Here is a 25569-nt window from a genome sequence, read left to right on the forward strand (position 1 = left end):
CCGGGAGGGCAACAACTTGTTTCAACATATAACAGTGCTCAAGGAAGAAGCAGTCGATGGCTTGGCGATCAAAGATGATGGCATCTACGTCGATTGCACGCTCGGAGGAGCCGGTCACAGCGAGCTCATCGCATCGCGACTTGGCCCCAAGGGGCGGCTGATTGCTTTCGACCAGGATGAATGGGCACATGAGAATGCGCGGGTACGCCTTGCTCCTTATTGGGACAGGGTCACCCTTGTGAAGAATAACTTCCGCCATCTTGAAGCGGAGCTGGCGAATCTCGGCATCGACGGCGTCGACGGCGTACTGTTCGACCTTGGCGTATCGAGTCCTCAGCTAGACGAGGCGGACCGCGGATTCAGCTACAATCATGACGCGCCGCTCGATATGAGAATGGATCAACAAGGGCTGCTGACGGCGGAAGACATCGTCAATACGTGGGACGAGCGGGAGATCTCCCGCATTCTGGCGGATTACGGGGAAGAGCGCTTCGCTAGACAGATCGCCAAGAAGATTGTTGCGGCCCGTGAAGCGAAGCCGATTGAGACGACGGGGGAACTCGTGGAACTCATCAAGATGGGCATCCCTGCCGCGGCAAGACGTACGGGACCGCATCCGGCCAAACGTTCGTTTCAGGCGCTGCGCATTGCGGTGAATGACGAGCTGGGTGCCGAAGAGACGGCGCTCGAGCAGACAGTGCGGGTTCTTAATCCGGGCGGCAGAGCGTCGGTCATTACGTTCCACTCGCTCGAAGACCGGATCTGCAAGCAGCTGTTCGCCAAGTACGTGGAACGCTGTACATGCCCTCCCGATTTCCCGATGTGCGTATGCAGCGGGAACGGCAAGCTGAAGCTGGTCAACCGGAAGCCGATCGTGCCAAGCGAAGAGGAATTGGCATTGAACAAGCGCTCCAGATCGGCGAAGCTTCGAGTCGCAGAGAAACTATAATACTTTCAACATACAAACAATCGTACCAACATTCGTTCATGGGAGGGGAATTTAATTGGCTTATACGAATGGGAATTTGGCACTTCAGCCGAAGCGTAAGCCGGAACAGCAGCAACAGCCGCAGTATCGGGAGAAGCGGACGACAGTCACGAAGCGCAAGCCGCTTCCGACGCGCGACAAGATGGTTGTGCTCTTCACGATTTTAATGCTGGTGGTAACAGGCTTCTATATTCTGTACCGCGACATTCAAATCTACCAGATCAATCTGGCTGCGAAGGAAGCGACCGCGTCACTCGACAAGATGAACAAAGAGATTCAAGAGATGACCAAGACGGTAGAGATCGAGAGCAGTCCCGAGCGCATCAAGGAGAAGGCTGAAGCAGAAGGACTAATCCAAGATGATGGGAACAACGACATTATTATCGGCGAGACGTCCTCCACATCGGATACACAGGAATAGGTGAGAAGATGACAAGACGAATCAAATTACGGACACTAGTAGTCGGAGGGGTTATTACCCTCCTTTTTGTTGTCCTGCTTTCCAAAGTCTACTGGGAACAGGTCGTCCGAGCTGATTTTTGGTCTGATAAAGCTAGAGAGATTTGGTCCAGGTCAGAGACGCTGGATCCGGTGCGGGGCACGATAACCGACCGGGACGGCAACATATTGGCCATGGATGTCGCAGCCTATACGGTCGCGGTCAATCCGAAGGTTATCCATGAGCTGGGACTCGAGGATATTATAGTGAGCAAGCTACACAACGTGTTGGGCAAATCCGAAACGGAGCTTCGCAAACTGGTAACCGCGAAGAAAAGCGACGGCACTTACTATCAGCAGCGTGAAGTGCGCCCTGAAGGGTGGAAGATTGACACCGCGTTGTACGACAGGCTTATTCGCTTCCGTGAAGAGCTGCGTGAGCAGGCCGGATCGAATGATGTGGGGCTGTCCTTCATCGAAGATACGAAACGTTTCTATCCGAAGCAGACGATGGCTGCGCAGATTCTCGGGTATACGAACCGGGATGGCGCGGCAGTCGGCGGCTTGGAGTCCTACTTGAATAAAGAACTGAGCGGCGAGGCCGGGAAGATTACGTATGAGCGTGACGGCAATGGGGTCATCCTCGAGAATGGCACCGTGGAATTCAAGCCATCCCGCGACGGCAGTAATGTACAGCTGACGATCGATACCGAAATTCAGCATTACGTGGAAGAAGCGATCCAAGAGGTCTATGAACAATACCAGCCGAAGAGCATTACGGCCATTGCTGCGGATCCGCAGACGATGGAGATTCTCGGCATGGCGAATCTGCCTTCCTACAATCCGAATGAATACTGGGATTCTTCGGCGGCCGGATTCTACAACCATGTAATCCAGTCGCAATACGAGCCTGGCTCGACGTTCAAAATCGTAACGTTGGCCGCCGCCGTTCAAGAAGGGCTGTTCAATCCGAACGCAACCTATAAATCCGGTAGCATCCGGGTAGCAGACAGTACGCTCCGCGATATCAAGCGTGAAGGTTGGGGCGAGATTACGTATCTCGAAGGCTTGAAGCGTTCCAGTAACGTTGCCTTCGTCAAGCTGGGCTATGAGATGCTTAAGGCCGATAAGCTGGTGCAATATATCGAGAACTTCGGCTTCGGGGTAAAGACGGGTATCGAGCTTCCCGGCGAGATAAACGGACGTATCGCCATTCGCAAAAACTACGCTACCGAAGTAGCGACTGCTGCATTCGGTCAAGGCCGCGTCTCGGTTACTCCGATTCAGCAGGTCGCCGCGGTAGCGGCGGTAGCGAACGGCGGGAAGTTGCTGCAGCCGCACATCATCAAGGAAATCGATGATCCGGTGACCAGCAAGAAGACGGTGACGCAGCCGAAGGTGGTTCGTCAGGTTATATCCGCCGAAACGTCGAAGAAAACAAGCGAATACCTCGAGCAGGTTGTCGCCGACCAAGAAATCGGTACGGGCAAGAAGGCGTACATTCCCGGCTATCGGGTAGCCGGTAAGACGGGTACGGCGCAGAAGGTTGGAAGCAACGGCGAATATTCCGACGACAAGTATGTCGTCTCCTTTATCGGTTTTGCTCCTGTCGGCAATCCGAAGATTATCGTCTATGTCGTCGTCGATGAACCGAACGATAAGTATGCCGGCGGTGGTTCGGTTGCCGCACCGGTCTTCAAGAAAATCGTGGAGCAAAGCTTAAAGCATATGGGCGTATCCCCCGCGCTTCCGGAAGGTCAGAAGACTACCGCAGCAGAGCAGAAGGAAGTCACGATCAAGGTGCCGGATATGAAGGACAATCAGGTGGCGAATGCCAAGCAGAAGCTAGTCTCCCGTTCGTTAAGCGTCGAAGTGCTCGGTACGGGCAAGACCGTCAAGCAGCAGATTCCGGCGGCAGGGACGCAAGTAAGCCCGACGCAGAAGATCTACCTGTTGACCGAGGAGCGGGATAAGCTATCGCTTCCGAATCTGATCGGGTTGTCGCTCCGCGATGCGCTGGAGATGTGTTCCCTGCTCGGCATCCGGGCAGTCACCGCTGGCGAAGGTTTCGTCTCCAACCAAATGTTGGCGAAACTGAACGGCGAGCGGGTGGTTAAGCTTACGCTATCGCCGCCTGGACCGGACGACGGGACGGAAGAATCGACGGCAGGCAGCGGAGACGCAGGCGCCGACACAACGACAGAGACAAGCGAGTAGGCTTGTTCTAACCCCCTTAGCATACGAATAGGCTTGGAATAGGATAAGCATGTACTGCTGCCTGTTCGAAGCCTATCGTAAGGGGGATGTGCTCTTGAAAGTGTCGAATGTCACGGTCCGCCGAAGACTGTTCATCGCGCTGATCGTATCTATTTTGTCGTTCTCGCTGCTCGGGGGCCGGCTTGGCTATGTTCAGCTCGTCAAAGGCGAGGAGCTGGCGGCCAAGGCGGAGGATTCATGGCGCCGCGAAATTCCGTACACGGCCAAGCGCGGCGAGATTTGGGACCGAAACGGCGAGAAGCTTGCGTATAATATCAGTTCGCCGACGGTGATGGCGATTCCGGTGCAGGTGAAAGATAAGGAAGAGACGGCGGCCAAACTTGCCAATGAGCTGGGCATGACCAAGGAGAAAGTGCTTGGGTTCCTCAAGAAGAAGCAAATGATCGTCAATATCCAGCCGGGCGGCCGTAAGATTACGACCGAGAAAGCGCAGAAGATCAAGGATATGAACTTGCCGGGCATCGTCGTAGCCGAGGATAACAAGCGTTATTATCCTTATGAAGACCTGGCCTCGCATATTTTGGGCATCGTCGGGATGGATGGCGGATTAACCGGCGTAGAAGCGAAATACAATAAGTATTTGCAGGGCATGAACGGCAATGTATCTTTCCTCTCCGATGCCGCCGGCAAGATTATGCCAGGCTCATCGGATGTCTACGAGGAGCCCAAAGACGGCCTCAATATGAAGCTGACGATTGACAAGCATATCCAGACGATTATGGAACGCGAGCTCGATCAGGCGATGGTGAAATTCCAAGCCGACGATATCATCGCGATCGCAATGAACCCGAAAAACGGCGAGATTCTAGGGATGGCGAGCCGACCGGCTTTTGAACCGGACAAATTCCGGGACTACGAAGGTTCGGTCTATAACCGCAATCTTCCGATCTGGATGACGTACGAGCCAGGTTCGACGTTCAAGATCATAACGCTGGCTGCCGCATTGGAGGAGAAGAAGGTCGATTTGAAGAAGGAGACCTTCTTTGATCCCGGAGCGGTAGAGGTTGGCGGAGCAAGATTGCGTTGCTGGAAGAAGGGCGGCCATGGCAGCCAGACATTCCTGGAAGTCGTGCAGAATTCGTGTAACCCGGGCTTTGTCGCACTCGGCAACCGGCTAGGTAAGGAGAAACTATTCGAGTATATCCGCAATTTCGGCTTCGGCAAGAAGACCGGAATCGATCTGGGCGGCGAGGAGAACGGGATCCTGTTCAAACTCAATCAGGTCGGACCGGTCGAGCTGGCGACCACGGCGTTCGGCCAAGGGGTCTCGGTTACGCCGATCCAACAGATTACGGCCGTTTCAGCCGCGATTAACGGGGGAACGCTCTATAAACCTCACGTGGCCAAAGCTTGGGTGAATCCCGAAACGGGCGAGACCGTGGAAGAAGTGAAGGCGGAAGCGGTCAGGCAAGTCGTCTCCAAAGAGACAAGCGCGCAAGTGCGCGAAGCGCTGGAGAGCGTCGTCGCGCAGGGCACAGGGAAGAACGCCTTCTTGGACGGCTACCGTGTCGGAGGCAAGACCGGTACCGCGCAAAAGGTCATCAACGGCCGTTATTCCTCGAACGAGCATATCGTATCTTTCGTCGGCTTCGCGCCGGCGGACGATCCGCAGATCGTCGTTTATGTCGCGGTCGATAATCCGCAGGGCATTCAATTCGGCGGCGTCGTTGCTGCGCCGATCGTTCATAATATTTTGGCCGATGCGCTCCCATATATGGGCATCGAGCCGCGCAAGGATCAGATTGAGCGGACGTACAAATACGGAGAACTCGCGCAACCGATCGTCGAAGTGCCGAATCTGATCGGCAAGACCGTAACCGAGATCTATGAAGACTTGAATATGAACTTCAATCTATCCTCGGCAGGTTCCGGGAATACCGTTATCCGGCAGGCGCCTGCGGCGGGAACCCGGGTCGAGAAGGGATCTACGATCCGGATTTATCTAGCCAAGGAAGAGGAATGAAGAAAGTTTCGCAATGATGTCGATAATGGTACAAGAACATAACATCCGCACCGTCCTTGCGCCGCGTCGTTACGACAGCGGAGCTTGGATTGGTGCGGTTTACACAAGCGTGAGGGGGAATCGCAGGATGCGATTAGAACAACTGGCAGCATTACTTCGTGTCGCACAGCTGCAGGGTGACGGCACAATCGAAATACAAGGAGTTCAGACGGACTCGCGGCAGGTTGCCGCAGGCGACTTGTTTATCTGCTTGCCGGGCCATACGCAGGACGGTCATGCGTACGCGCCACAGGCGGTGGACAAAGGAGCAGTAGCGCTCGTCGTTGAGCGACCGCTTGAACTTCCGGTACCGCAGTTGGTCGTCAAGGATGCCAGACTCGCTATGGCCGTTATTGCCGATCGTTTCTTCGGACAACCGAGCCAACAAATGAAGTTGATCGGCGTTACCGGGACGAACGGTAAGACGACGACAACCTATTTGATCGAGCGCATACTTGCGGATGCCGGCCATCATCCGGGCGTGATCGGGACGGTTGAACGGCGCTTCGCAGGGCAATCGTTCCCGATGTCGGGGACGACGCCGGAAGCGCTCGAGCTGCAGCGGTATCTGGCGCAGATGCATGCGGAAGGAACCGACTGCGTTGCGATGGAAGTCTCCTCGCATGCGCTGGAACAAGGGCGCGTCAAAGGATGCCGTTTCCGTACGGCGATCTTCACGAACCTGACACAGGATCATCTGGATTACCATGGGACGATGGAGCACTATGCCGGGGCAAAAGGGCTGCTGTTCTCGCGGCTTGGCAACGAGTATGCCGCAGACGAGAGCGAACGTGCTTATGCCGTGCTGAACGGGGATGATCCCGCCTCCGAGATGTTCGCGAGGATGACGGCGGCCGAAGTAATCACGTATGGCGTCGACAAGCCGGCGGATGTTCAAGCTTCCGATATTCATATTACGGCGCACGGTACTTCCTTCCATGTGAAGACGCCGGTTGGAGAGGCGGATATTACGCTGCGCATGGCCGGGAAGTTCAACGTTTATAATGCACTGGGGGCATTGACTGCCGGTCTTATCGAGCATATTCCGCTTGCGCAAATCAAGGCGAGTCTCGAAGCGGTTCCGGGCGTACCTGGGCGCGTCGAAGCGGTTAACGCCGGACAGCCGTTTGCGGTAGTCGTCGATTATGCGCATACCCCGGACGGACTCGACAACGTGCTCAAGGCCGTAAAGGAATTTGCCGTTGGCCGTGTGATCTGCGTATTCGGCTGCGGCGGTGACCGCGACCGGACCAAGCGTCCGATTATGGGCCAGATCGCGGCGCGCTATTCGGACTACGTGCTCGTCACTTCGGATAATCCGCGTACGGAAGATCCGCTTGCCATCTTGGCGGATATCGAGGCTGGCCTCACCGCGGATCACGTGCCGGCAGAGCGATACGAGCTGCAGGTAGACCGCCGCGTCGCGATACAAAAAGCGGTTGAAATGGCCAGCCCCGACGATGTAGTATTGATTGCGGGGAAAGGCCATGAAACCTATCAGCTGATCGGCGGAGTCACCTATGATTTCGATGATCGCAAAGTGGCCGAAGAAGCGATAAGGAGTCTTGTCTAGTGTATAATCGAAAGTTTACCGACACGAAGAATAACCACCGGCATCCACGGCATGCGTCCGGGGCCGTTACCGCGGCTTGCAGCCGTATAGACATGAAAGGCGCGCGCAGCGTGGGCATGGACGAGTTCGTTCGTGCTCTGCCGTGCGGTTAAGAGGTGGGTAACGTTATGGACATCAAGGTCATTTTATTGTCGATCGGCGCCTCCTTCCTGCTTGCGGTTTTGCTTGGACCTTTGTTCATTCCGCTGCTTAGACGGTTGAAATTCGGCCAGCATATCCGAACCGAAGGGCCGCAAAGCCATTTGAAGAAGAAGGGCACCCCAACCATGGGCGGCATTATCATTATGCTGGCCGTTCTGCTGGCGTTCCTGAAGTTCTCGGATAAGACCGCTGAATTCTGGGTGCTGCTCATTTCATCGCTCGGTTTTGGACTTGTTGGTTTCTTGGATGATTATATTAAAATCGTATTTAAGCGTTCGCTCGGATTGACGGCCAAGCAGAAGCTGATCGGCCAATTCATCATTGCCATCGTCGTCTGCGTGCTGCTCTACCAGATGGACCATAGCACGGCGATCTCGATTCCGGGCACGACGGCTTCGCTGGAGCTCAGCTGGTTCTACTACGTGCTTGTCGTCATCATGTTGTTCGGCACGACGAACGCGGTCAACTTCACCGATGGCGTGGACGGCCTGCTCGCGGGTACGGGCGCCGTTGCTTTCGGAGCCTTCACGCTGCTTGCCATGCATGCGAGCGAGCATGAATCCGCGGTATTCTCCGCTGCCATGATCGGCGGCCTGCTCGGCTTCCTCGTTTTTAACGCCCATCCGGCGAAAGTATTCATGGGCGATACCGGCTCGCTTGGCATCGGCGGGGGAATGGCGGCCGTGGCGATTCTGACCAAGACGGAGCTCTTGCTCGTGATCATTGGCGGCGTATTCGTGCTCGAGATGCTCTCCGTTATTTTGCAGGTCGGCTCCTTCAAGCTAAGAGGGAAGCGGATCTTCAAGATGAGCCCGATCCATCATCACTTCGAACTATCGGGCTGGACGGAATGGCGCGTCGTGGCAACGTTCTGGGCCGTTGGCATCGTATTTGCGGCAATAGGCGTTATTCTCGGCCGATAATGGCCGGATAAAGGTGTTTAATAGAGAGGCAGTGCGGGTTAATATATAGAGGCTATTTTTTAGGAAGCCTCTTGACTCGCGGCCTCTTAAGTTTTGTATGAGTATTCTATGCGGCTGCTAACGGGAGGGCCGCAATCACAAATAAGCAGTCATGGAGGTAGTAGCAGCATGGAGCATCCATCAGCATACAAAGGCCGGCAGGTCGTCGTCCTAGGCCTGGCCAAAAGCGGAGTAAGCGTCGCAAAGCTGTTCCATAAGCTTGGCGCTAACGTAACGGTGAACGATCAGAAGGAACGCCATTTGAGCCCCGAAGCGGACGAGCTGGACGCTTTGGGTGTTTCTGTTATATGCGGAGGTCATCCGGACGATCTCATTACGAAGGATACGGCGCTCGTCGTCAAGAATCCGGGTATTCCCTATAAGGCTAAGCCGGTTCAGCAGGCGCTTGCGCTCGGATTGGACGTCGTGACGGAGGTAGAAGTCGCATACCGCCTCGCGGTTGCGCAGATGATCGGCATCACGGGGTCCAACGGCAAGACGACAACGACGACATGGATCGGCGACATGCTCGAAGCGGCTGAGTTGAACGCGATCGTTGCGGGCAACATCGGCACGCCGCTGTGCGATGTGGCGCAGACCGCCCGTCCGGACGATTGGATCGTCGCAGAGCTCAGCTCCTTCCAGCTGAAGGGGACGCAGTCGTTCCGTCCGCATGTGTCGGTGCTGCTGAACCTTGCGGAGACGCATCTCGATTATCATGGCGATATGGACGACTATGTGGCTTCCAAGGCCAAACTGTTCGCCAATCAGACGTTCAAAGATACCGCTGTGCTGAATGCGGACGATCCGATATGCCGCAAGCTGATGGAATCTGGCACGATTCAAGCCTCTATTCTGCCGTTCTCGATTTCGCAAGAGCTTCCTTACGGCGTGTTCATTCAGCCGCCTTATCCCGCAGAACTGTCAGATCCGGCAGGCGAACAGGAACGCGTCATTCAATATGTGTCCCGTGATGGAGAAGTGCATGAAGTACTGCCGGTTGCGGAGCTTGGCATTCCTGGCAGACATAATGCTGCCAATGCGGCAGCCGCTGTTGCGGCATGCATCGCGGCGGGAGCCGAGATCGATCTGCTGGCGGCGCCGCTTAGAAGCTTCCGCGGCGTTGAACATCGGCTGGAGTTCGTGTGCGAGCGCGGCGGGGTCAAGTACTACAACAACTCCAAGGCGACGAATGCTACGGCAACGGTCATCTCGCTTCATTCTTTCCCGGGAAATATTGTTCTGATCGCTGGCGGCCTTGATCGCGGATCCGACTATATGGAACTGCTGCCGCATCTCAAAGATAAAGTGAAGGCCATCGTCACGTTAGGGCAGACAAGGGAGAAGCTCGCTCACGTTGCGGAGCTTGCGGGTTTAACGAAGATCAAAACCGTCGAACCTGTGGAGGACGCCGAAGCGACCTTGCAGCAGGCTGTCCGTGAGGCTGCAGCTCTGGCTGAGCCCGGGGATATCGTACTTCTCTCCCCGGCATGCGCGAGCTGGGACATGTTTGCATCTTACGAGCAGCGGGGGAGCATTTTTAAGCAATCGGCGCATACCTTGTAAGTAGGGGGCTTGTCCCTACTTACGCATGCAGAGGTGTTTGCGCTATGGCAAAAGCCAGGTCCGCACCGGACGTCTGGATGATCGTCTCCATCTTCCTCATTCTCGCCATCGGACTTATTATGGTCTACAGTGCCAGCGCGGTGCTTGCCTTCCATGAGTTCGGCGACAGGTTCTACTTTGTCAAACGGCAGTCGCTGTTCGCCTTGTTGGGCATCGGGGCGATGTTCGTCACGATGAATGCCGACTACTGGATGTGGAAGAAGTATTCCAAGGCAGGGCTCATCTTGTGTTTCGTCCTGCTCATCATCGTCTTGATCCCGGGAGTTGGCGTCGTGCGCGGCGGTGCGCGGAGCTGGCTGGGCATCAGCTCGTTCGGCATCCAGCCCTCGGAGTTCATGAAGCTTGCGATGGTGTTGTTCATGGCGAAGCTATTATCCGACAGGCAGCAGATGGTGACGCATTTCACGAAAGGCCTGCTGCCGCCGCTCGGCATTCTGGGCTTGGCATTCGGATTGATCATGCTGCAGCCGGACTTGGGCTCCGCGGCGGTTATGATCGGCGCATCCTTGATCGTCATCTATACGTCAGGCGCGCGGATTGCCCATCTAGGGTCGCTCGCGATGATCGGCGTGCTTGGGCTCGTGGGTCTGATTCTCGCTGCCCCGTACCGGATGAAGCGGATTACGGGCTTCCTGGACCCATGGTCGGACCCGCTTGGCACGGGCTATCAGATCATTCAGTCGTTGTACGCCATCGGACCAGGCGGGCTGGTTGGTCTGGGACTTGGAATGAGCCGGCAAAAGTACAGCTATTTGCCTGAGCCGCAGACGGATTTTATTTTCGCCATCGTGGCGGAAGAACTCGGTTTTATCGGTGGGACAGCGATTATTGCTCTGTTCGCGATCCTCGTGTGGCGAGGCATGCGAACGGCGATGGCGGCTCCGGATACGTTCGGCAGTCTTCTCGCAGTCGGTATCGTAGGCATCGTGGCCGTTCAGGTGTTCATTAACATTGGCGTCGTCATCGGCATGATGCCGGTTACCGGTATTACGCTGCCGCTGGTCAGCTACGGCGGATCATCGCTTACCCTGCTGCTAACGGCGCTAGGTATTTTGCTCAACATATCCCGTTATTCGAGGTGACGCGTATGCGGATCGTACTGACCGGCGGTGGAACAGGCGGGCATATCTATCCTGCGCTTGCGATTGGCAGGCAGATGCAGGCGGAGGAGAAGGCTTGCGACATTCTCTATATCGGATCGCCCAAGGGGCTGGAAGCGAGAATCGTGCCTGAGAAGGGGATCAAGTTCGAGCCGGTCGAAATAACGGGATTTCGCCGCAAATTGTCCGTCGATAATATCCGGACGATCATGAAGTTTCTTAAAGGCGTTAAACGTGCCAAGCGGCTGCTTCGCTCATTTAAGCCTGATGTCGTCGTAGGGACAGGCGGATACGTGTGCGGCCCTGTCGTCTACGCGGCAGCAAAGCTGGGCATTCCGACGCTCATCCATGAGCAGAATGCAGAACCGGGTTTAACGAACAAATTTCTATCCCGATATACCGATACGGTTGCAGTCAGTTTTAAGGAATCGATTCCGCAGTTCGGCAAGGCCAAACATGTCTTAATGACCGGCAATCCTTGCGCGACGAACGTCGTGCAGGCGAACCGGGATCGCGGCTTTGCCTCGCTCGGCCTCCCAAAGGGCAGCAAGATCGTGCTCATGTTCGGGGGGAGCCGGGGAGCCAAAGCCATCAATGACGCAATGGTGGACATGGCACCGCTGGTGAAGCGGCTGCCTGGCGTCCACTTTGTGTTTGTTACGGGAGAAAGCTACTATGACAGCACCGAATCTCGCATCAAGAAGGCTTTGAAGAAATCCTCCCATGCGATTCATGTGCTGCCATATTTGCATAATATGCCGGAAGTTCTAGCTGCCTCCACCATTGCCGTCTGCCGATCGGGGGCTTCCTCGCTGGCTGAGCTTACTGCGCTGGGGATTCCATCGATTCTTATTCCGTCGCCTAATGTGACGAATAACCATCAGGAGGCCAATGCATTAAGTCTCGTAGAGGCAGGGGCGGCAGAGATGCTGCTGGAGCGGGACTTAAGCGGAGTTACGCTTTTCGAGCGCATCGAACGGCTGATCAAGGACGAGGAACGGATCTCCCGGATGGGGGCTGCCGCGCTCGACTTAGGGCTGCCCCGTTCTGCTGAAGTGATCGTCAGCGAGCTGCGCAGATTGGCCCGCAAGCCATCGAAGGGATAGGCGATTGTCACACACCTGTGTGAGAGGGCATAGTATACACCATAATCGTGACCGTCACCCGGCGGGTTCGCACAAGTGCTCACCAATCACTTGGGCAGCACGCGGTCCTAAGGATTGGGTTGATGCGTTCGCGGGAGTTCTCCACAATCGCTGCAGCAGAAGGAGGTACGACAGATGGAGCAATTCATAGCGGAACTGAGAGAGACGGAAGCTGGAGAGGTTTGCTATAACCAGCCGCTAGCGGGTTACACAACCTGGAAAATCGGGGGACCGGCGGATATTCTCATCGTTCCGAGCAGCCAAGATCAGCTGGTGAACGTCGTCAAGCTGCTTCGCAAGCACAATATGACTTGGACCAACCTGGGTCGAGGCTCCAACATGCTCGTCAGCGACAAAGGGATCCGCGGCGTAGTTATCCAACCGGGCAAAGCGTTCGATTATGCTAAGTTTAATGGGACCACGGTACATGCAGGCGCGGCGCATTCCTTCATTAAATTGTCGGTATTGGCGACGAAAGAAGGGCTCTCCGGACTGGAATTTGCAGGGGGCATTCCAGGGTCGGTCGGCGGTGCCGTCTACATGAACGCAGGCGCCCACGGGTCGGATGTGTCTCGTATATTCAAATCTGCTGAAGTTGTGCTCGAAACAGGGGAATTGGTTGAATTACAAGCGGAAGACATGGTTTTTACGTATCGACATTCCGTACTTCAAGAACGTCCGGGCATTGTAGTCTCGGCCACGTTCGAGTTGACGCCGGGAAACCGAGAAGAGATCATCGCACGACATGCTTCCTATAAGGATCGCAGGCGCACCACGCAGCCGCTGCAGTTGCCATGCGCGGGCAGCGTATTCCGTAACCCGCCGAATGATTATGCAGCGAGACTGATCCAGGAAGCAGGACTGAAGGGATATCGGATCGGCGGCGCCGAAGTATCGACGCAGCACGCCAATTTTATCGTCAATGTCGGGCAGGCGACGGCGAATGACGTTCTCACCCTCATGAAGGAAATTCAGAGCACCGTCCAAGAGCGTTATGGCGTTGAGTTGGTGCCGGAAGTATTGGTGGTGGGTGAGCGGTAACTCGGAGGTGATAAATTGGACAAATTGGTGATTGAAGGCGGGAAACCTCTCTCAGGATCCATTGTTATCCAAGGGGCGAAGAATGCCGCATTGCCGATTTTGGCTGCCAGCATGCTGGTGGAAGGGAATGTGACGCTGGATCAGGTACCGAACTTGCTTGATATCGAGGTCATGCTCAATATTTTGCGTGATCTGGGATGTAAGGCAGAGCATAAGAATCAGACGGTATGGCTGGATACGACCGGCGTGCAATCCTCGCATATTCCGGAATCGCTGATGCGGCAAATGCGTTCCTCGATTTTTCTAATGGGGCCGCTGCTTGCACGATTCGGTGAAGTGACGATCTATCAGCCTGGCGGCTGCGCGATCGGTGAAAGAAAGATTGATTTGCATCTGCGCGGATTGATGTCGCTTGGCGCGCAGATAGAAGAGGAAGGCAGCCGCGTCGTATGTTATGCGAAGAAGCTGCGGGGAGCGGAGATTCACCTAGATTTCCCGAGTGTCGGAGCGACGGAGAACATTATGATGGCCGCTGTGTTGGCCGATGGCTTAACGACGATCAGCAATGCGGCGCGTGAGCCTGAGATTCAAGACCTTCAGAACTTCCTTAATGCCATGGGCGCCAAGATTATTGGGGCGGGGACCGATACGATTACGATCGAAGGGGTAGAAAAACTTACGCCTTGCAGGTATCCGGTCATCCCGGACCGAATTGTAACAGGAACCATCATGGTAGCCGCCGCGGCGACAAGAGGTTCGGTGACGATGCATAATACATGTCCGTCCCATCTGACTTCGCTCATCCATGTGCTCAGGCGGGCAGGTGTTCAAATTACGGTCGACGGTGATATAATTAAAGTCGGCAGCGCCAATCGTCCCAAATCGATAGACCGGATCGTAACTTCGCCTTACCCTGCTTTCCCGACCGATCTGCAGTCGCAGGTCATGGTGCTTCTCGCGCTGGCTGACGGCGTTAGCATCATGAAGGAAACGATCTTCGAAGGCCGTTTCAAGCATGTGGATGAACTTTGCCGCATGGGTGCTGACATTCGTGTCGATCTGAACTCGGCGTTCATCCGCGGCGTACCGCGCTTGTATGGGGCAACCGTTGAGGCAACCGATCTTCGTGCGGGAGCAGCCTTGGTTATTGCCGGGTTGGCTGCGCAAGGCAAGACGGTCGTGGAGCAGATCCATCATATCGACCGGGGCTACGATCGAATCGAGACCATGCTAGAACACCTGGGGGCCAGAATCAAGAGGGTTTCTTCCCCGGTGAACAATCTAATTCAGCCTTAGAATCGTCATATAGATTGAAGACCGCTTACGGCAATGGCTAGCCGCTTGCACCGTTTCCATGGAGAGGAAGATCGGTGTTCGTGCTACCACGCCGTTTGCGTTTGTACGAAATGAGGACAAGCCGATGCAAGATAACAAGATTCCCGTCTTACGGGAGCCCGTCCGCAAGCGCAAAGGCGGGAAGAAACTGATTACCGTTCTTGTGCTCCTTTTTATAGTTATATTAAGCGTGTTGTTCTTTAATTCCTCCATCAGCAAGATCTCCGCAATAACGGTCGAGGGGGAGCGGTTCAATACGGCTCAAGCATTGATCCTAACGGCGGGCATTGCACAAGGCGATACCTTTTTCGGCACGACCGAGAAGGTCGTTGAGGAGCGGCTGAAGAAGCTTCCGACGGTAGAGTCGGCAGTGGTAACCAAATCGTTTCCCGGCAAAGTGAACATTGTCGTCAAAGAATTCGCTCCGGTTGCTTATGAACTCTCGGCACAGGGCGAACTGACTGCGATCTTGTCGAATGGATCTAGTATTTCGGCAGGATCCGACAACGTCGTCGACAAACCGATACTTTCCGGCTGGAAAAAGGATGATCCGATTAAGGCCAAACTGGGCATGGAGCTTGCCCAAATTCCGCCTGATTTGCTGACTGACTTCTCTGAGATAATTCCTTCCCCCTCCAAGGCTTACCCTGACCGGATCAAAATTTACACTCGCACGCATTTTGAAGTCATCACCGCTGTGTCCCTATTAAAGGATAAGGTATCAACTTTGGATGCCGTCGTGGAGACGCAGAACCCGGGTACCATTACTATGCTACTCGCAGACAGCTATGTTTCGTTCGATCCGGAAGAGCCAGAAAATGAGGAGTAAGGCCAAAAAGAGACTACTCAATAGCTTGAAAGAGTGATAGAATTTAAATTACGCATTCTTAACAGAATAATAACGGAGTGATCCAATTAAAGGACAAGCTGTTGGAAATCGGATATTGTTGGAAACAATTGCATATACCGAAAAAAATGTAGAAAAAAGAGGGAAAATATAAATTGCGTTGAATATGATAGAAAGCAATTTACGCGGCTTTCTTATCAAACGCAACAAATTCTTTTTGAAACGGAGGTGCCATGGGTTGAGCAGCAACGACATCATCGTCAGTTTGGACATCGGTACATCCAAGGTTCGTGCTATTATTGGTGAAGTAACGAACGGTTCCATTAATATTATTGGAGTAGGATCTGCCGACTCGGAAGGAATTCGAAAGGGCGCAATCGTTGATATTGACCAGACTGTGCAGTCGATTCGCAATGCTGTCGAGCACGCGGAGCGCATGGTAGGTATTGAGATAAACGATGTGTATGTAGGTATTCAAGGCAATCATATCGGACTTCAGACGAATCACGGCGTTGTCGCGGTTTCCAATGAAGACCGCGAGATAGGCGACGATGACATCGACCGGGTGCTGCAAGCGGCTAAGGTAGTTGCGCTTCCGCCTGAGCGCGAGATCATCCATCTGGTGCCGAAGCAGTTTCTCGTAGATGGGCTAGAAGGAATATCTGACCCGAGCGGCATGATTGGCGTCCGCCTCGAGGTAGAAGCGACTGTAGTAACAGGGACGAAGACGGCCATACATAACCTTGTACGGTGCGTCGAGAAGGCGGACCTCAAGATTTCCGGTGTCGTCCTCATGTCTTTGGCTTCCGGTCAGATGTCATTGACCAAGGATGAGAAAAATATGGGTACTGTACTGGTGGATGTAGGTGCAGGCTCTTGTTCTATTGCGGTATTCGAGCAAGGCAATCTTGTGGCGACATCCACGCTGCCGATCGGCGGGGAATATGTGACGAGCGATATCTCCTATGGCTTGCGCACACAGACCGAATACGCCGAGAAGATCAAGCTTAAATATGGCTGTTCGCTCATCGATGATGCTGCTGAAGATCAGAAGTTCAAAGTGATGCGCATGGGAAGCAATGTAGAGAAGGAATTTACACAGGTGGATCTCGCGAATATCATTGAACCTCGGATGCAGGAGATCTTCCACCTCATTCGGATGGAAGTACACCGCCTCGGTTACAGCGATAAGGTTAACGGCTATGTGCTGACGGGTGGTTCCGTTACGATGCCAGGTACGTTAGCGCTGGCCCAGAGCGAACTGGAATCATCCGTCCGTATAGCAGTTCCCGATTATATCGGCGTTCGAGACCCAGCATACACAAGCGGCGTAGGCATGATTCAATACGTCTCCAAGTTTATGCGGAACCGTCCTGTGAGTTCGCCTAAGAAAGCGGTGGCGCGCAGCAAGGCAGGTTCTACTACGGCACCTGCTAACAAATCCGGACTGTTCGAACGACTGAAAAATATGTTTAGTGAATTCATTTGATCGGGGGAAGTAATAGAATGTTGGAGTTTGACTTTGAGAATGAACAGCTCGCCCAGATAAAAGTAATCGGTGTAGGCGGCGGCGGCAGTAACGCAGTAAACCGAATGATCGAGAATGGGGTTAAAGGCGTTGAGTTTATTACCGTGAATACGGATGCTCAAGCGCTTCATATGGCTCGTTCCGAGCAAAAGCTGCAAATCGGCGACAAGCTGACGCGCGGACTTGGTGCAGGCGCGAATCCGGAAGTCGGCAAGAAGGCGGCTGAAGAATCCCGCGAGGCGATCAGCAACACGCTTAAAGGCGCTGACATGGTATTCGTAACAGCTGGCATGGGCGGCGGTACGGGAACAGGCGCTGCTCCTGTAATCGCTGAGATCGCACGCGAATGCGGCGCGCTGACTGTCGGCGTCGTCACACGCCCGTTCACGTTCGAGGGCCGCAAACGTTCCGGACAAGCCGAGCTTGGCATCGAAGCGTTGAAAGAAAAGGTAGACACGCTGATCGTTATTCCGAACGACCGTCTCCTCGAGATCGTCGATAAGAAGACGCCAATGCTGGAAGCGTTCCGTGAAGCTGACAACGTGCTTCGCCAAGCGGTACAAGGCATCTCCGACCTGATCGCGGTCCCTGGTCTCATCAACCTTGACTTTGCGGACGTGAAGACGATTATGACGGAACGCGGATCCGCTCTGATGGGTATCGGCGCAGCAACTGGCGAGAACCGCGCGGCTGAAGCGGCACGCAAAGCGATTCAGAGCCCGTTGCTCGAGACGTCCATCGATGGTGCGCGCGGCATTATCATGAACATTACAGGCGGCGCGAATCTGTCCCTGTACGAGGTTAACGAGGCAGCTGAGATCGTAATCTCCGCTTCCGATCCGGAAGTTAACATGATCTTCGGCGCGAGCATCGATGAGAGCCTGAAGGAAGATATTAAGGTAACGGTTATCGCAACAGGGTTCGAGCATCGCAACCCAACCCCGGCTATTCGCCGCAATCCGGCAGCCCAACCGGCCGCTGAGCCTGCTCCTGAATCGCGCACTACGACGACACAAAGCGGAAGCGCCCGTCAGCCGTTCACGGCGAATCAAGGCAATGTTTCCAGCGACCAGCTTGATATTCCGGCATTCTTGCGCAATCGTCGCAACAATGACCGCTAAGGCATAGAGCTACCCGATATTTAACGGGATTATATGTAAACGAGGTTGACCGTTCCACGGAAGTGGGGCGGTCATTTTTTTTGCTTTCCGCGCGATTCTAGCAGTTGGACGGGGAAGAGAGTTCCCGCGGCGAAACAAGCGCTAATTCGGCCTGAAAGTGTCACAATTACATAGCTGGCGTCCTGCATGTTCCGAGCCTACAAGACAGAATGTGAGGGGACTTCCATAGATGAGAGAGGTTCATACAACGGATTCGAAATCAGGCGGGGCCGGACTTTACAGCCTATGAGAGCATCTTGCAGCACCCGGCAGTCTCGACAAAAAAAGATCGCTCCTGACGGCATGTTTAGACAGACATTGTAATAGGATTTAACTATACTAGACACAAGCGAAAAAGGGCACTACACACCACGCGGCATCTTGCAGCAAGCGCCAATCAAGCAGGAAGGTGAATGCGCTGGCCCCTGTCTACATCGATGTTTATTTCATGGTTAACCTCTTTTTCAACGGCGCTGCACTGCTTATGACAGCTTGGATCCGCGGTGTCAGACTACGTTGGTGGCGCACCTTGCTCGCAGCTTCGACAGGCGCCTTATACGCGGTCGTTGTCATCTTTCCGCAATTGAGTATGATGCTGTCGGTTCCGGTTAAAGTGCTGTTCTCACTCGTCATGCTGCTGATCGGGTTCGGATTCGGGAGTATCCAGCTGTTCATTCGCTTAATTGGCTCATTCTATATGGTTAATTTTGCTGCAGGCGGTGCGGTCTACGGGTTTCATTATCTGTTTATGGACGCAGCGGACAGTTATGACGGAGTACTACGTTTCATCGCGGGAACAGCCGTACCTGAGATTAAGGTGGCTGCTGTTTTTGTCTTTAGTATCGCTTGTGTGGGCCTTTACATTTTGCGTTCCGTCCTGACCTTTCGTAAAGAGCGTTCGATTGTCCAGAATCATCTTGCGGAGGTGAAAGTGACGATCGGGGACAGCGTACACACTTGCACAGGTCTGATCGATACAGGCAACCAGCTCTATGAGCCGCTTACGAGGACGCCTGTAATGGTGATGGAAGCTGCTATCTGGCAAGACGAACTGCCGCCTTCGTGGTTGAAAGGTATCAAGGAAGCGCAAGTGGATAGGCTGATCGCACACATGAGCGGAGAGTCTTTCGCATGGCAGGATCGACTGCGGCTCGTGCCATTTCGCGGAGTTAACCGAGGCGCACAGTTTATGCTGGCGATCAAACCCGATCAGGTAGCGATTACACGAGAAGGAGAAACATTTGTCACGACAAAGGTGTTAGTCGGCCTGGATGCCGGCAAGTTAGTCGCAGATGGGGCCTACCAGGCAATAATCCATCCGTCACTGCTCGTTAAAGCGGGCGCGTCTTCGTAAAGCCACAGTTCTTCGTAGGAGGGATGGAGCACCATGCTCGTCAAATGGAAATTGATCCTGCAGTTATATTATTATCGTGTTTTGTTTTTATTCGGCCTAAAGAGCGAAGAAATTTATTATATCGGCGGAAGCGAGGCGCTGCCCCCGCCGCTTACGAGAGAAGAAGAGGAATATCTGCTTGAGAAGCTGCCTTCCGGCGATACGGCCATCAGGGCAATGCTGATCGAACGCAACCTAAGGCTCGTCGTGTACATTGCCAGGAAGTTCGAGAATACAGGAATCCATATCGAGGACCTGGTGTCCATCGGTGCGATCGGGCTCATTAAAGCGGTGAATACGTTCGATCCGGAGAAGAAGATCAAACTGGCCACCTATGCATCCAGATGTATCGAGAATGAGATTCTGATGTATCTGCGGCGCAATAGCAAGACGCGCACCGAGGTGTCATTCGACGAACCGCTCAATATCGACTGGGATGGCAACGAACTGCTCCTCTCCGATGTACTCGGAACCGAGAATGATACGATCTACCGGAATATCGAAGAAGAGGTAGACCGGAAGCTGCTGCACAAAGCGCTCGACAAGCTGACGGAACGAGAGAGAATCATTATGGAACTGCGCTTCGGACTGGCCGACGGCGAAGAGAAGACGCAGAAAGACGTAGCGGATCTGCTCGGCATCTCCCAATCCTACATATCCAGACTCGAGAAGCGGATCATCAAACGGCTGCGGAAAGAGTTCAATAAAATGGTCTAGTCGCTGGCGAGTTAGTGAGAACGACTGAAAATATTTTGTCAAGAAATGGACCGCCATAAGGGGGAATATCGCGCTCAATCGCAGATAAAATACGGCTTCGCGCCATCTTCGGATGGCGGCGGGGCCGTTTTTGCGTTCGGAATAAATTGGGGGGGCGGGGAGATAATGAACATTAATGTTTCTCCTTGGGAGGTAATCACGTTGACCCGAAACAAAGTCGAGATTTGTGGAGTGGATACCGCGAAACTGCCCGTCCTGACCAATGCCGAGATGCGCGAGCTGTTCACGGCATTGCAGACGAATAATGAATGGGCAGCAAGAGAGAAATTGGTGAATGGCAATCTGAGGCTGGTACTCAGTGTCATCCAACGCTTTAACAATCGCGGTGAATTCGTCGACGACCTGTTCCAGGTCGGCTGCATTGGACTGATGAAGGCGATCGACAACTTTGATTTGAGTCAGAACGTCAAGTTTTCCACGTATGCAGTACCCATGATCATCGGTGAAATTCGCCGATACTTGCGTGACAACAACCCGATTCGGGTATCGCGCAGCTTGCGTGACATTGCCTATAAGGCACTGCAGGTTAGAGATAGCTTAACGAATAAAAATTCGCGCGAACCAACGATTTTTGAAATTTCCGAAGCGCTCAACGTTCCCAAAGAGGACGTCGTGTTTGCGCTCGACGCGATTCAAGATCCGGTCTCATTGTTCGAACCGATTTATCACGACGGGGGCGACCCCATCTATGTCATGGATCAAATCAGTGACGACAAAAACAAAGATGTGTCATGGATAGAGGAAATCGCGCTTAGGGAAGCGATGCACAAGCTCAACGAGCGGGAAAAGATGATTTTATCGATGCGGTTTTTCGAAGGCAAGACGCAGATGGAGGTCGCAGACGAGATCGGCATCTCGCAGGCTCAGGTGTCAAGGTTAGAGAAGTCGGCGATCCAACAAATGCAGAAGCATGTCAAGACTTGAGCGGCGCAGCTAGCGCCGTTTTTTATTTGGGCGCAAGCAGGACATTTTGCCCAAAACCAACATATAGTAATAACAAGGCGGTACAGGCGAGATACTCCCCTTGGAAGCGTGGTGACAGGTGAGTGAAGATATCGGATTTTCAGACGAAAGATGTTATCAATATCGTAGATGGCCGGAAGCTGGGGCAGGTCAGCGATCTGGAGCTCGACCTCCGGCAGGGCAGGATCGATGCGATCGTCGTGCCAAGTTACACGAAGTTCTTCGGCTTGTTCGGCGGGAATGGGACGGATATGGTCATTCCGTGGCGCAATATTGTGAAGATCGGGACCGATGTTGTGCTCGTTCGTGTCGATGACGCGAAGACCTACCGGGTAGAGGAAGAGGAGCAGGCTGCCCGGTAAAGGGCAAGTCTGCTCTACTCCGCAAACCTCCGCGTATGGTACACTTGGCAAGAGGTGATCGTGGATGAGAGAACCATTCGAACAATCGGCAGCGAAGGAACCTTCGCTTTTTTTAATATCGTCCTGGATGAAGGACATCGAAGGATTGACGGCCGGCTTTACCGGAAGAGAAGGCGGTGTGAGCGCTGCGCCGTGGACGGGATTGAATTGCGGGCTGCACGTAGGGGATGCGAACGAGGATGTCATCCGCAACCGCCAGTTGCTCGTACAGGCGCTCGGATGGTCTTTCGAAGCCTGGACCTGTGCCGAGCAGGTGCATGGCAACCGGGTCGTTCAAGTGACGCATGCTGACCGTGGCAAAGGCAATGACAGCAGGCAGAACGCGGTCGCTGAGGCGGATGCGCTCATGACCAATGAGGAAGATGTCCTTCTGACCTCCTTCTACGCGGATTGTGTACCGCTGTATTTTGTCGATCCGGTGAAGAAGGCGGTCGCGCTTGCCCATGCAGGCTGGAAAGGAACGGTTCAAGAGATTGCCCGTATGACCGTTGAGGCTATGGCGGTTGCTTACGGAAGCGATCCTGCTGATATCCACGGTGCGATTGGCCCTTCAATCGGGGGCTGCTGCTATGAAGTGGATGAGACGGTGCTGAAGCGGGTCGAGCCTCTTCTTGAGGCCCTTAACGTCGAGGCGGCGGCGCAAGCGGAGATCATCGTTCCGACAACCGGCGGCAAGGCCACGATTAACTTGAAAGAAATAAACCGACAGATTATGATAAAAGCAGGAATTTTGCCGACGAATATCGAAATAACGAGTTGGTGTACCGGCTGCCGCACGGACCTATTCTTCTCCCATCGCATGGAGCAAGGGAAGACGGGGCGAATGGTCAGCTGGATAGGAATAGGAAGAGGTGCTGCACAAGCATGACATTATCAGAGCGGATCGATTCCGTCGAGCAGCGTCTGCTCGCGGCTTGCGCTAGAAGCGGAAGGAAGCGCGAGGAGATTCAGCTGATTGCGGTTACGAAATATGTCGGTATTGAGGAAACACGCAATGTTCTTGCGCATGGGCTGGTCCATATGGGCGAGAATCGCTGGCAGGATGCCGCGGCCAAATGGAATGCAATCAGCGGCGAGACAGCAGGCCAACCAGATGATGCCGTATGGCATTTTATCGGCTCGCTCCAGACGAACAAGGTCAAAGAAGTCGTCGGCAGGTTTACATACATTCATTCGCTCGACCGGACCTCACTGGCTGAGGCCATTAACAAACGAGCTGAGCAGTTGGGGATTACGGTTCCATGTTTCATTCAGGTCAATGTGTCTGGCGAAGAGAGCAAACACGGCCTCACTCCCGACGGATTATGGGATTTTGCGCGCGAGCTTCCGTCTTACTCCCATATTCAACCGGTTGGACTCATGACGATGGCTCCGCTTGAGGGCGAGGCTGAGGAATCGAGGCCGTACTTCCGGGGGCTCAGGCAGCTGCGTGACGAACTTAATGAGCGGGCGATACTTCGCGAGCCGATCCAAGGGTTGTCGATGGGCATGTCCGGTGATTTTGAGGTCGCCGTGGAAGAAGGCGCGAACTGGCTCAGACTTGGTACGATCCTCGTAGGTAAGGGGTAATAATCGTAAATAGGACAAGCTCGAGAGCAACTTCCGTAAGTATGAAGGAGGAGTAAGAATGAGCGTTATTAACCGGTTTATGAATTTTCTCGGCCTGCAGGAGGATGAGGAATTCGTAGAGAAGGAAAAAATCGAACCGGCCCGTATGGATCAGGAGGATCAGGATGTTGAAACCACTCCATTCGAAGCGCGTAAACATACAACAAGAGCGGGTAACGTAGTCAGCATCCATTCCCAGAAGAATGTCCGTGTCGTACTGAACGAGCCAAGATCCTATGACGAAGCGCAGGAGATCGCTGATCACTTAAGGAATCGGCGTTCGGTTGTCGTCAACCTGCAGCGCGTCCGTACCGATATCGCCCTGCGGATCGTGGATTTTCTCGGGGGAACCGTATATGCCCTGAACGGAAGCATCTCCAAGCTGGGTCCGAATATTTTCCTGTGCACACCGGACACCGTTGATATTCAAGGCACCATATCGGAAATGCTGACAGAAGAGGCCGACTACAAAAAAATGAGGTGACCTTGATTTGAATGAAATCGCAGGCGTAATCTACACACTTGAGAATATTTACCGGTATATGATCATCGGCTATATTTTGCTTTCCTGGCTGCCCAATGCACGCGAGAGTTTCATCGGCGAATGGCTGTCGAAGCTGGTAGAGCCGTATCTCACGCCGTTCCGCCGCATTATCCCGCCCATCGGCGGCATGCTTGACCTATCGCCGATCGTAGCGCTGTTCGCCCTGCATTTTGTTACGATGGGGATCGTGGCGATTATTGATTTCTTCGTATGAAGCATGAAACGTACGTTCATTTTCATCCGGACGAGCGGCCGTTCGTGGACCGGGCAGTGGAATGGGTGGAGCGGGCAGCTTACGCCCATGAGCTGAGACGGACGGATTTTCTGGACCCGCGCCAGCTTGAGATCTTGACGAGCATCGCGAACCGCTATGATGTCCAGCTCATGCTGTCCGGCGGATACGAGGAAGCAGAACGCAAGCGCGCGATCATTGCCCCTGATTACAGAGTGATTGACGATGAGCCGGCAGGTATTGCCTTGCTTGCGGTCACTGCCGGCAGTCAGGGGCATCTGGAGCTCGACCATGGCGATTTCCTCGGCGCCCTTCTCGGTCTTGGCATCAAGCGGGACCGGATCGGTGACTTACATATTCATCCGGAGTTGGCGCATTGTCTTGTAGCTGAAGAAATTGCCGAGTACTTGAACATTCATCTGCGGCAGGTCCACCGGGTTCATGTCCTTACGGACATCCTTCCACTATCTGAGCTGCGAGTAGCCGGAGTGGAATTGGAAATGATGAACTTATCGGTGGCTTCTTTGCGTCTTGACGGCATCGCGAGCGATGTACACCGGATCAGCCGGGCCAAGATCGTCGATCCGATCCGGGCAGGGAGATGCCGCGTGAACTGGAAGGTGGAAGAAGATCCTTCCGCGCAGCTTAAGGCTGGCGATGTCATTTCGATACAGGGACTTGGCAGATTTAAGGTGATAACTATCGAAGGAATGACCAAAAAAGGCAGGCTCCGCGTGAATGTCGGCAAATATAGTTGAGTGCAGTGCAGGAATTTGGGTAAATCTGTCGAATTTGAGTCAGTAAATTCGGATGAACCCATTAGATCTAGGAGGTGCGCCAATGCCGCTTACGCCATTGGACATACATAATAAGGAATTCGGCAGACGACTTCGCGGTTACGATGAAGATGAAGTGAATGAGTTTCTCGACCAAGTCATTAAAGATTACGAGGCGCTCATTCGCGAGAACAAAGAACTGCAGAATCAGGCGCTTAGTCTTCAAGAGAAGCTGAACCACTTCTCGAATATCGAAGAGACATTGAGCAAGACGATTATCGTCGCGCAGGAAGCCGCCGATGAAGTGAAGAACAACGCGAAGAAGGAAGCGCAGCTGATCGTGAAGGAAGCGGAGAAGAACGCAGACCGCATTATTAACGAATCGCTGTCCAAGTCGCGTAAGGTATCGCTCGAGGTGGAAGAGCTGAAGAAGCAAGCTTCGATCTATCGCGCGCGTTTCCGTACGTTGGTTGAAGCACAGTTAGACTTGCTTAGCCAAGAAGGTTGGGATACGCTGGACAACCACAGCCATCAGCTACCGGCAGAAGTGAACCGCGAATCTTAAGGTAGACCGCGTAGGCGCGTTGACTTTTCATGAAGAATGGCGTATAACTAGTAATAATTATTGGAA

At 53.9% G+C, this 25569-nt stretch carries 25 protein-coding genes; all 25 read left to right on the forward strand.

The features are described from left to right. Nucleotides 1-16 precede the first annotated feature (16 nt). Nucleotides 17-949 carry a 16S rRNA (cytosine(1402)-N(4))-methyltransferase RsmH gene (gene rsmH, locus FHS18_RS05370; protein ID WP_183597770.1) on the forward strand — a complete coding sequence of 311 codons (933 nt, stop codon included), beginning with the start codon at nucleotides 17-19 and terminating at the stop codon, nucleotides 947-949. 55 nt (nucleotides 950-1004) lie between these two features. Next, entirely contained in the window at nucleotides 1005-1409 is a 405-nt protein-coding gene (locus FHS18_RS05375; protein ID WP_183597772.1) for a cell division initiation protein, read from the forward strand. Nucleotides 1410-1417: 8 nt separating this feature from the next. Then, complete coding sequence (locus tag FHS18_RS05380) at nucleotides 1418-3643, forward strand: penicillin-binding transpeptidase domain-containing protein (protein WP_183597774.1); 2226 nt, start codon at nucleotides 1418-1420, stop codon at nucleotides 3641-3643. 94 nt (nucleotides 3644-3737) lie between these two features. Continuing rightward, the gene (locus tag FHS18_RS05385) at nucleotides 3738-5666 is read left to right on the forward strand and encodes a stage V sporulation protein D (RefSeq protein ID WP_183597776.1); all 1929 of its coding nucleotides are present in this window, start codon (nucleotides 3738-3740) and stop codon (nucleotides 5664-5666) included. 127 nt (nucleotides 5667-5793) lie between these two features. Beyond that, nucleotides 5794-7278: a UDP-N-acetylmuramoyl-L-alanyl-D-glutamate--2,6-diaminopimelate ligase gene (locus tag FHS18_RS05390; protein WP_183597778.1), complete on the forward strand. Its 1485-nt coding sequence runs from the start codon at nucleotides 5794-5796 to the stop codon at nucleotides 7276-7278. Beyond that, entirely contained in the window at nucleotides 7278-7430 is a 153-nt protein-coding gene (locus FHS18_RS05395; RefSeq protein ID WP_183597780.1) for a hypothetical protein, read from the forward strand. The genes FHS18_RS05390 and FHS18_RS05395 overlap by 1 nt, the downstream gene beginning before the upstream one ends. Nucleotides 7431-7445: 15 nt before the next feature. Then, nucleotides 7446-8402: a phospho-N-acetylmuramoyl-pentapeptide-transferase gene (mraY, locus tag FHS18_RS05400; RefSeq protein WP_183597782.1), complete on the forward strand. Its 957-nt coding sequence runs from the start codon at nucleotides 7446-7448 to the stop codon at nucleotides 8400-8402. Between the two features lie 168 nt (nucleotides 8403-8570). Then, nucleotides 8571-10007: a UDP-N-acetylmuramoyl-L-alanine--D-glutamate ligase gene (gene murD / locus FHS18_RS05405; RefSeq protein WP_183597784.1), complete on the forward strand. Its 1437-nt coding sequence runs from the start codon at nucleotides 8571-8573 to the stop codon at nucleotides 10005-10007. A gap of 44 nt (nucleotides 10008-10051) precedes the next feature. Then, entirely contained in the window at nucleotides 10052-11149 is a 1098-nt protein-coding gene (gene spoVE / locus FHS18_RS05410) for a stage V sporulation protein E (RefSeq protein WP_183597786.1), read from the forward strand. A gap of 5 nt (nucleotides 11150-11154) precedes the next feature. Beyond that, entirely contained in the window at nucleotides 11155-12273 is a 1119-nt protein-coding gene (murG, locus tag FHS18_RS05415; RefSeq protein WP_183597788.1) for an undecaprenyldiphospho-muramoylpentapeptide beta-N-acetylglucosaminyltransferase, read from the forward strand. 174 nt (nucleotides 12274-12447) lie between these two features. Next, nucleotides 12448-13353, forward strand: a complete 906-nt coding sequence (gene murB / locus FHS18_RS05420; RefSeq protein ID WP_183597790.1) for a UDP-N-acetylmuramate dehydrogenase — start codon at nucleotides 12448-12450, stop codon at nucleotides 13351-13353. 15 nt (nucleotides 13354-13368) lie between these two features. Then, entirely contained in the window at nucleotides 13369-14649 is a 1281-nt protein-coding gene (gene murA / locus FHS18_RS05425) for a UDP-N-acetylglucosamine 1-carboxyvinyltransferase (RefSeq protein WP_183597792.1), read from the forward strand. Nucleotides 14650-14773: 124 nt separating this feature from the next. Continuing rightward, on the forward strand, nucleotides 14774-15517 hold the full coding sequence (locus tag FHS18_RS05430; RefSeq protein ID WP_183597794.1) for a cell division protein FtsQ/DivIB: 744 nt from the start codon (nucleotides 14774-14776) through the stop codon (nucleotides 15515-15517). Nucleotides 15518-15773: 256 nt separating this feature from the next. Further along, nucleotides 15774-17024 (forward strand): cell division protein FtsA, encoded by a 1251-nt coding sequence (ftsA, locus tag FHS18_RS05435; protein WP_183597796.1) that lies wholly within the window; start codon nucleotides 15774-15776, stop codon nucleotides 17022-17024. Between the two features lie 17 nt (nucleotides 17025-17041). After that, the gene (gene ftsZ / locus FHS18_RS05440; protein WP_183597798.1) at nucleotides 17042-18184 is read left to right on the forward strand and encodes a cell division protein FtsZ; all 1143 of its coding nucleotides are present in this window, start codon (nucleotides 17042-17044) and stop codon (nucleotides 18182-18184) included. Between the two features lie 448 nt (nucleotides 18185-18632). After that, complete coding sequence (spoIIGA, locus tag FHS18_RS05445) at nucleotides 18633-19577, forward strand: sigma-E processing peptidase SpoIIGA (protein WP_183597800.1); 945 nt, start codon at nucleotides 18633-18635, stop codon at nucleotides 19575-19577. 33 nt (nucleotides 19578-19610) lie between these two features. After that, the gene (gene sigE / locus FHS18_RS05450; protein ID WP_183597802.1) at nucleotides 19611-20333 is read left to right on the forward strand and encodes an RNA polymerase sporulation sigma factor SigE; all 723 of its coding nucleotides are present in this window, start codon (nucleotides 19611-19613) and stop codon (nucleotides 20331-20333) included. Nucleotides 20334-20534: 201 nt separating this feature from the next. Next, on the forward strand, nucleotides 20535-21317 hold the full coding sequence (sigG, locus tag FHS18_RS05455; RefSeq protein ID WP_183597804.1) for an RNA polymerase sporulation sigma factor SigG: 783 nt from the start codon (nucleotides 20535-20537) through the stop codon (nucleotides 21315-21317). Nucleotides 21318-21439: 122 nt separating this feature from the next. Next, nucleotides 21440-21718, forward strand: coding sequence for a YlmC/YmxH family sporulation protein (locus FHS18_RS05460; protein WP_183597806.1), 279 nt, complete (start codon nucleotides 21440-21442; stop codon nucleotides 21716-21718). Nucleotides 21719-21782: 64 nt separating this feature from the next. Continuing rightward, nucleotides 21783-22646 (forward strand): peptidoglycan editing factor PgeF, encoded by an 864-nt coding sequence (gene pgeF, locus FHS18_RS05465; protein ID WP_183597808.1) that lies wholly within the window; start codon nucleotides 21783-21785, stop codon nucleotides 22644-22646. Then, a complete protein-coding gene (locus FHS18_RS05470) occupies nucleotides 22643-23347 on the forward strand; it encodes a YggS family pyridoxal phosphate-dependent enzyme (RefSeq protein WP_183597810.1) in 705 nt (234 codons plus the stop codon). The genes pgeF and FHS18_RS05470 overlap by 4 nt, the downstream gene beginning before the upstream one ends. 58 nt (nucleotides 23348-23405) lie before the next feature. Next, complete coding sequence (locus FHS18_RS05475) at nucleotides 23406-23870, forward strand: cell division protein SepF (RefSeq protein ID WP_183597812.1); 465 nt, start codon at nucleotides 23406-23408, stop codon at nucleotides 23868-23870. A gap of 16 nt (nucleotides 23871-23886) precedes the next feature. Further along, complete coding sequence (locus FHS18_RS05480; protein ID WP_409348540.1) at nucleotides 23887-24144, forward strand: YggT family protein; 258 nt, start codon at nucleotides 23887-23889, stop codon at nucleotides 24142-24144. After that, entirely contained in the window at nucleotides 24141-24920 is a 780-nt protein-coding gene (locus tag FHS18_RS05485) for a YlmH family RNA-binding protein (protein ID WP_183597815.1), read from the forward strand. Before FHS18_RS05480 ends, FHS18_RS05485 begins: the two co-directional genes overlap by 4 nt. 82 nt (nucleotides 24921-25002) lie before the next feature. Further along, the gene (locus tag FHS18_RS05490; RefSeq protein WP_183597816.1) at nucleotides 25003-25503 is read left to right on the forward strand and encodes a DivIVA domain-containing protein; all 501 of its coding nucleotides are present in this window, start codon (nucleotides 25003-25005) and stop codon (nucleotides 25501-25503) included. The last annotated feature ends 66 nt before the right edge of the window (nucleotides 25504-25569 follow it).

Source organism: Paenibacillus phyllosphaerae (genome assembly GCF_014192105.1).
Classification (GTDB): domain Bacteria; phylum Bacillota; class Bacilli; order Paenibacillales; family Paenibacillaceae; genus Paenibacillus_Z; species Paenibacillus_Z phyllosphaerae.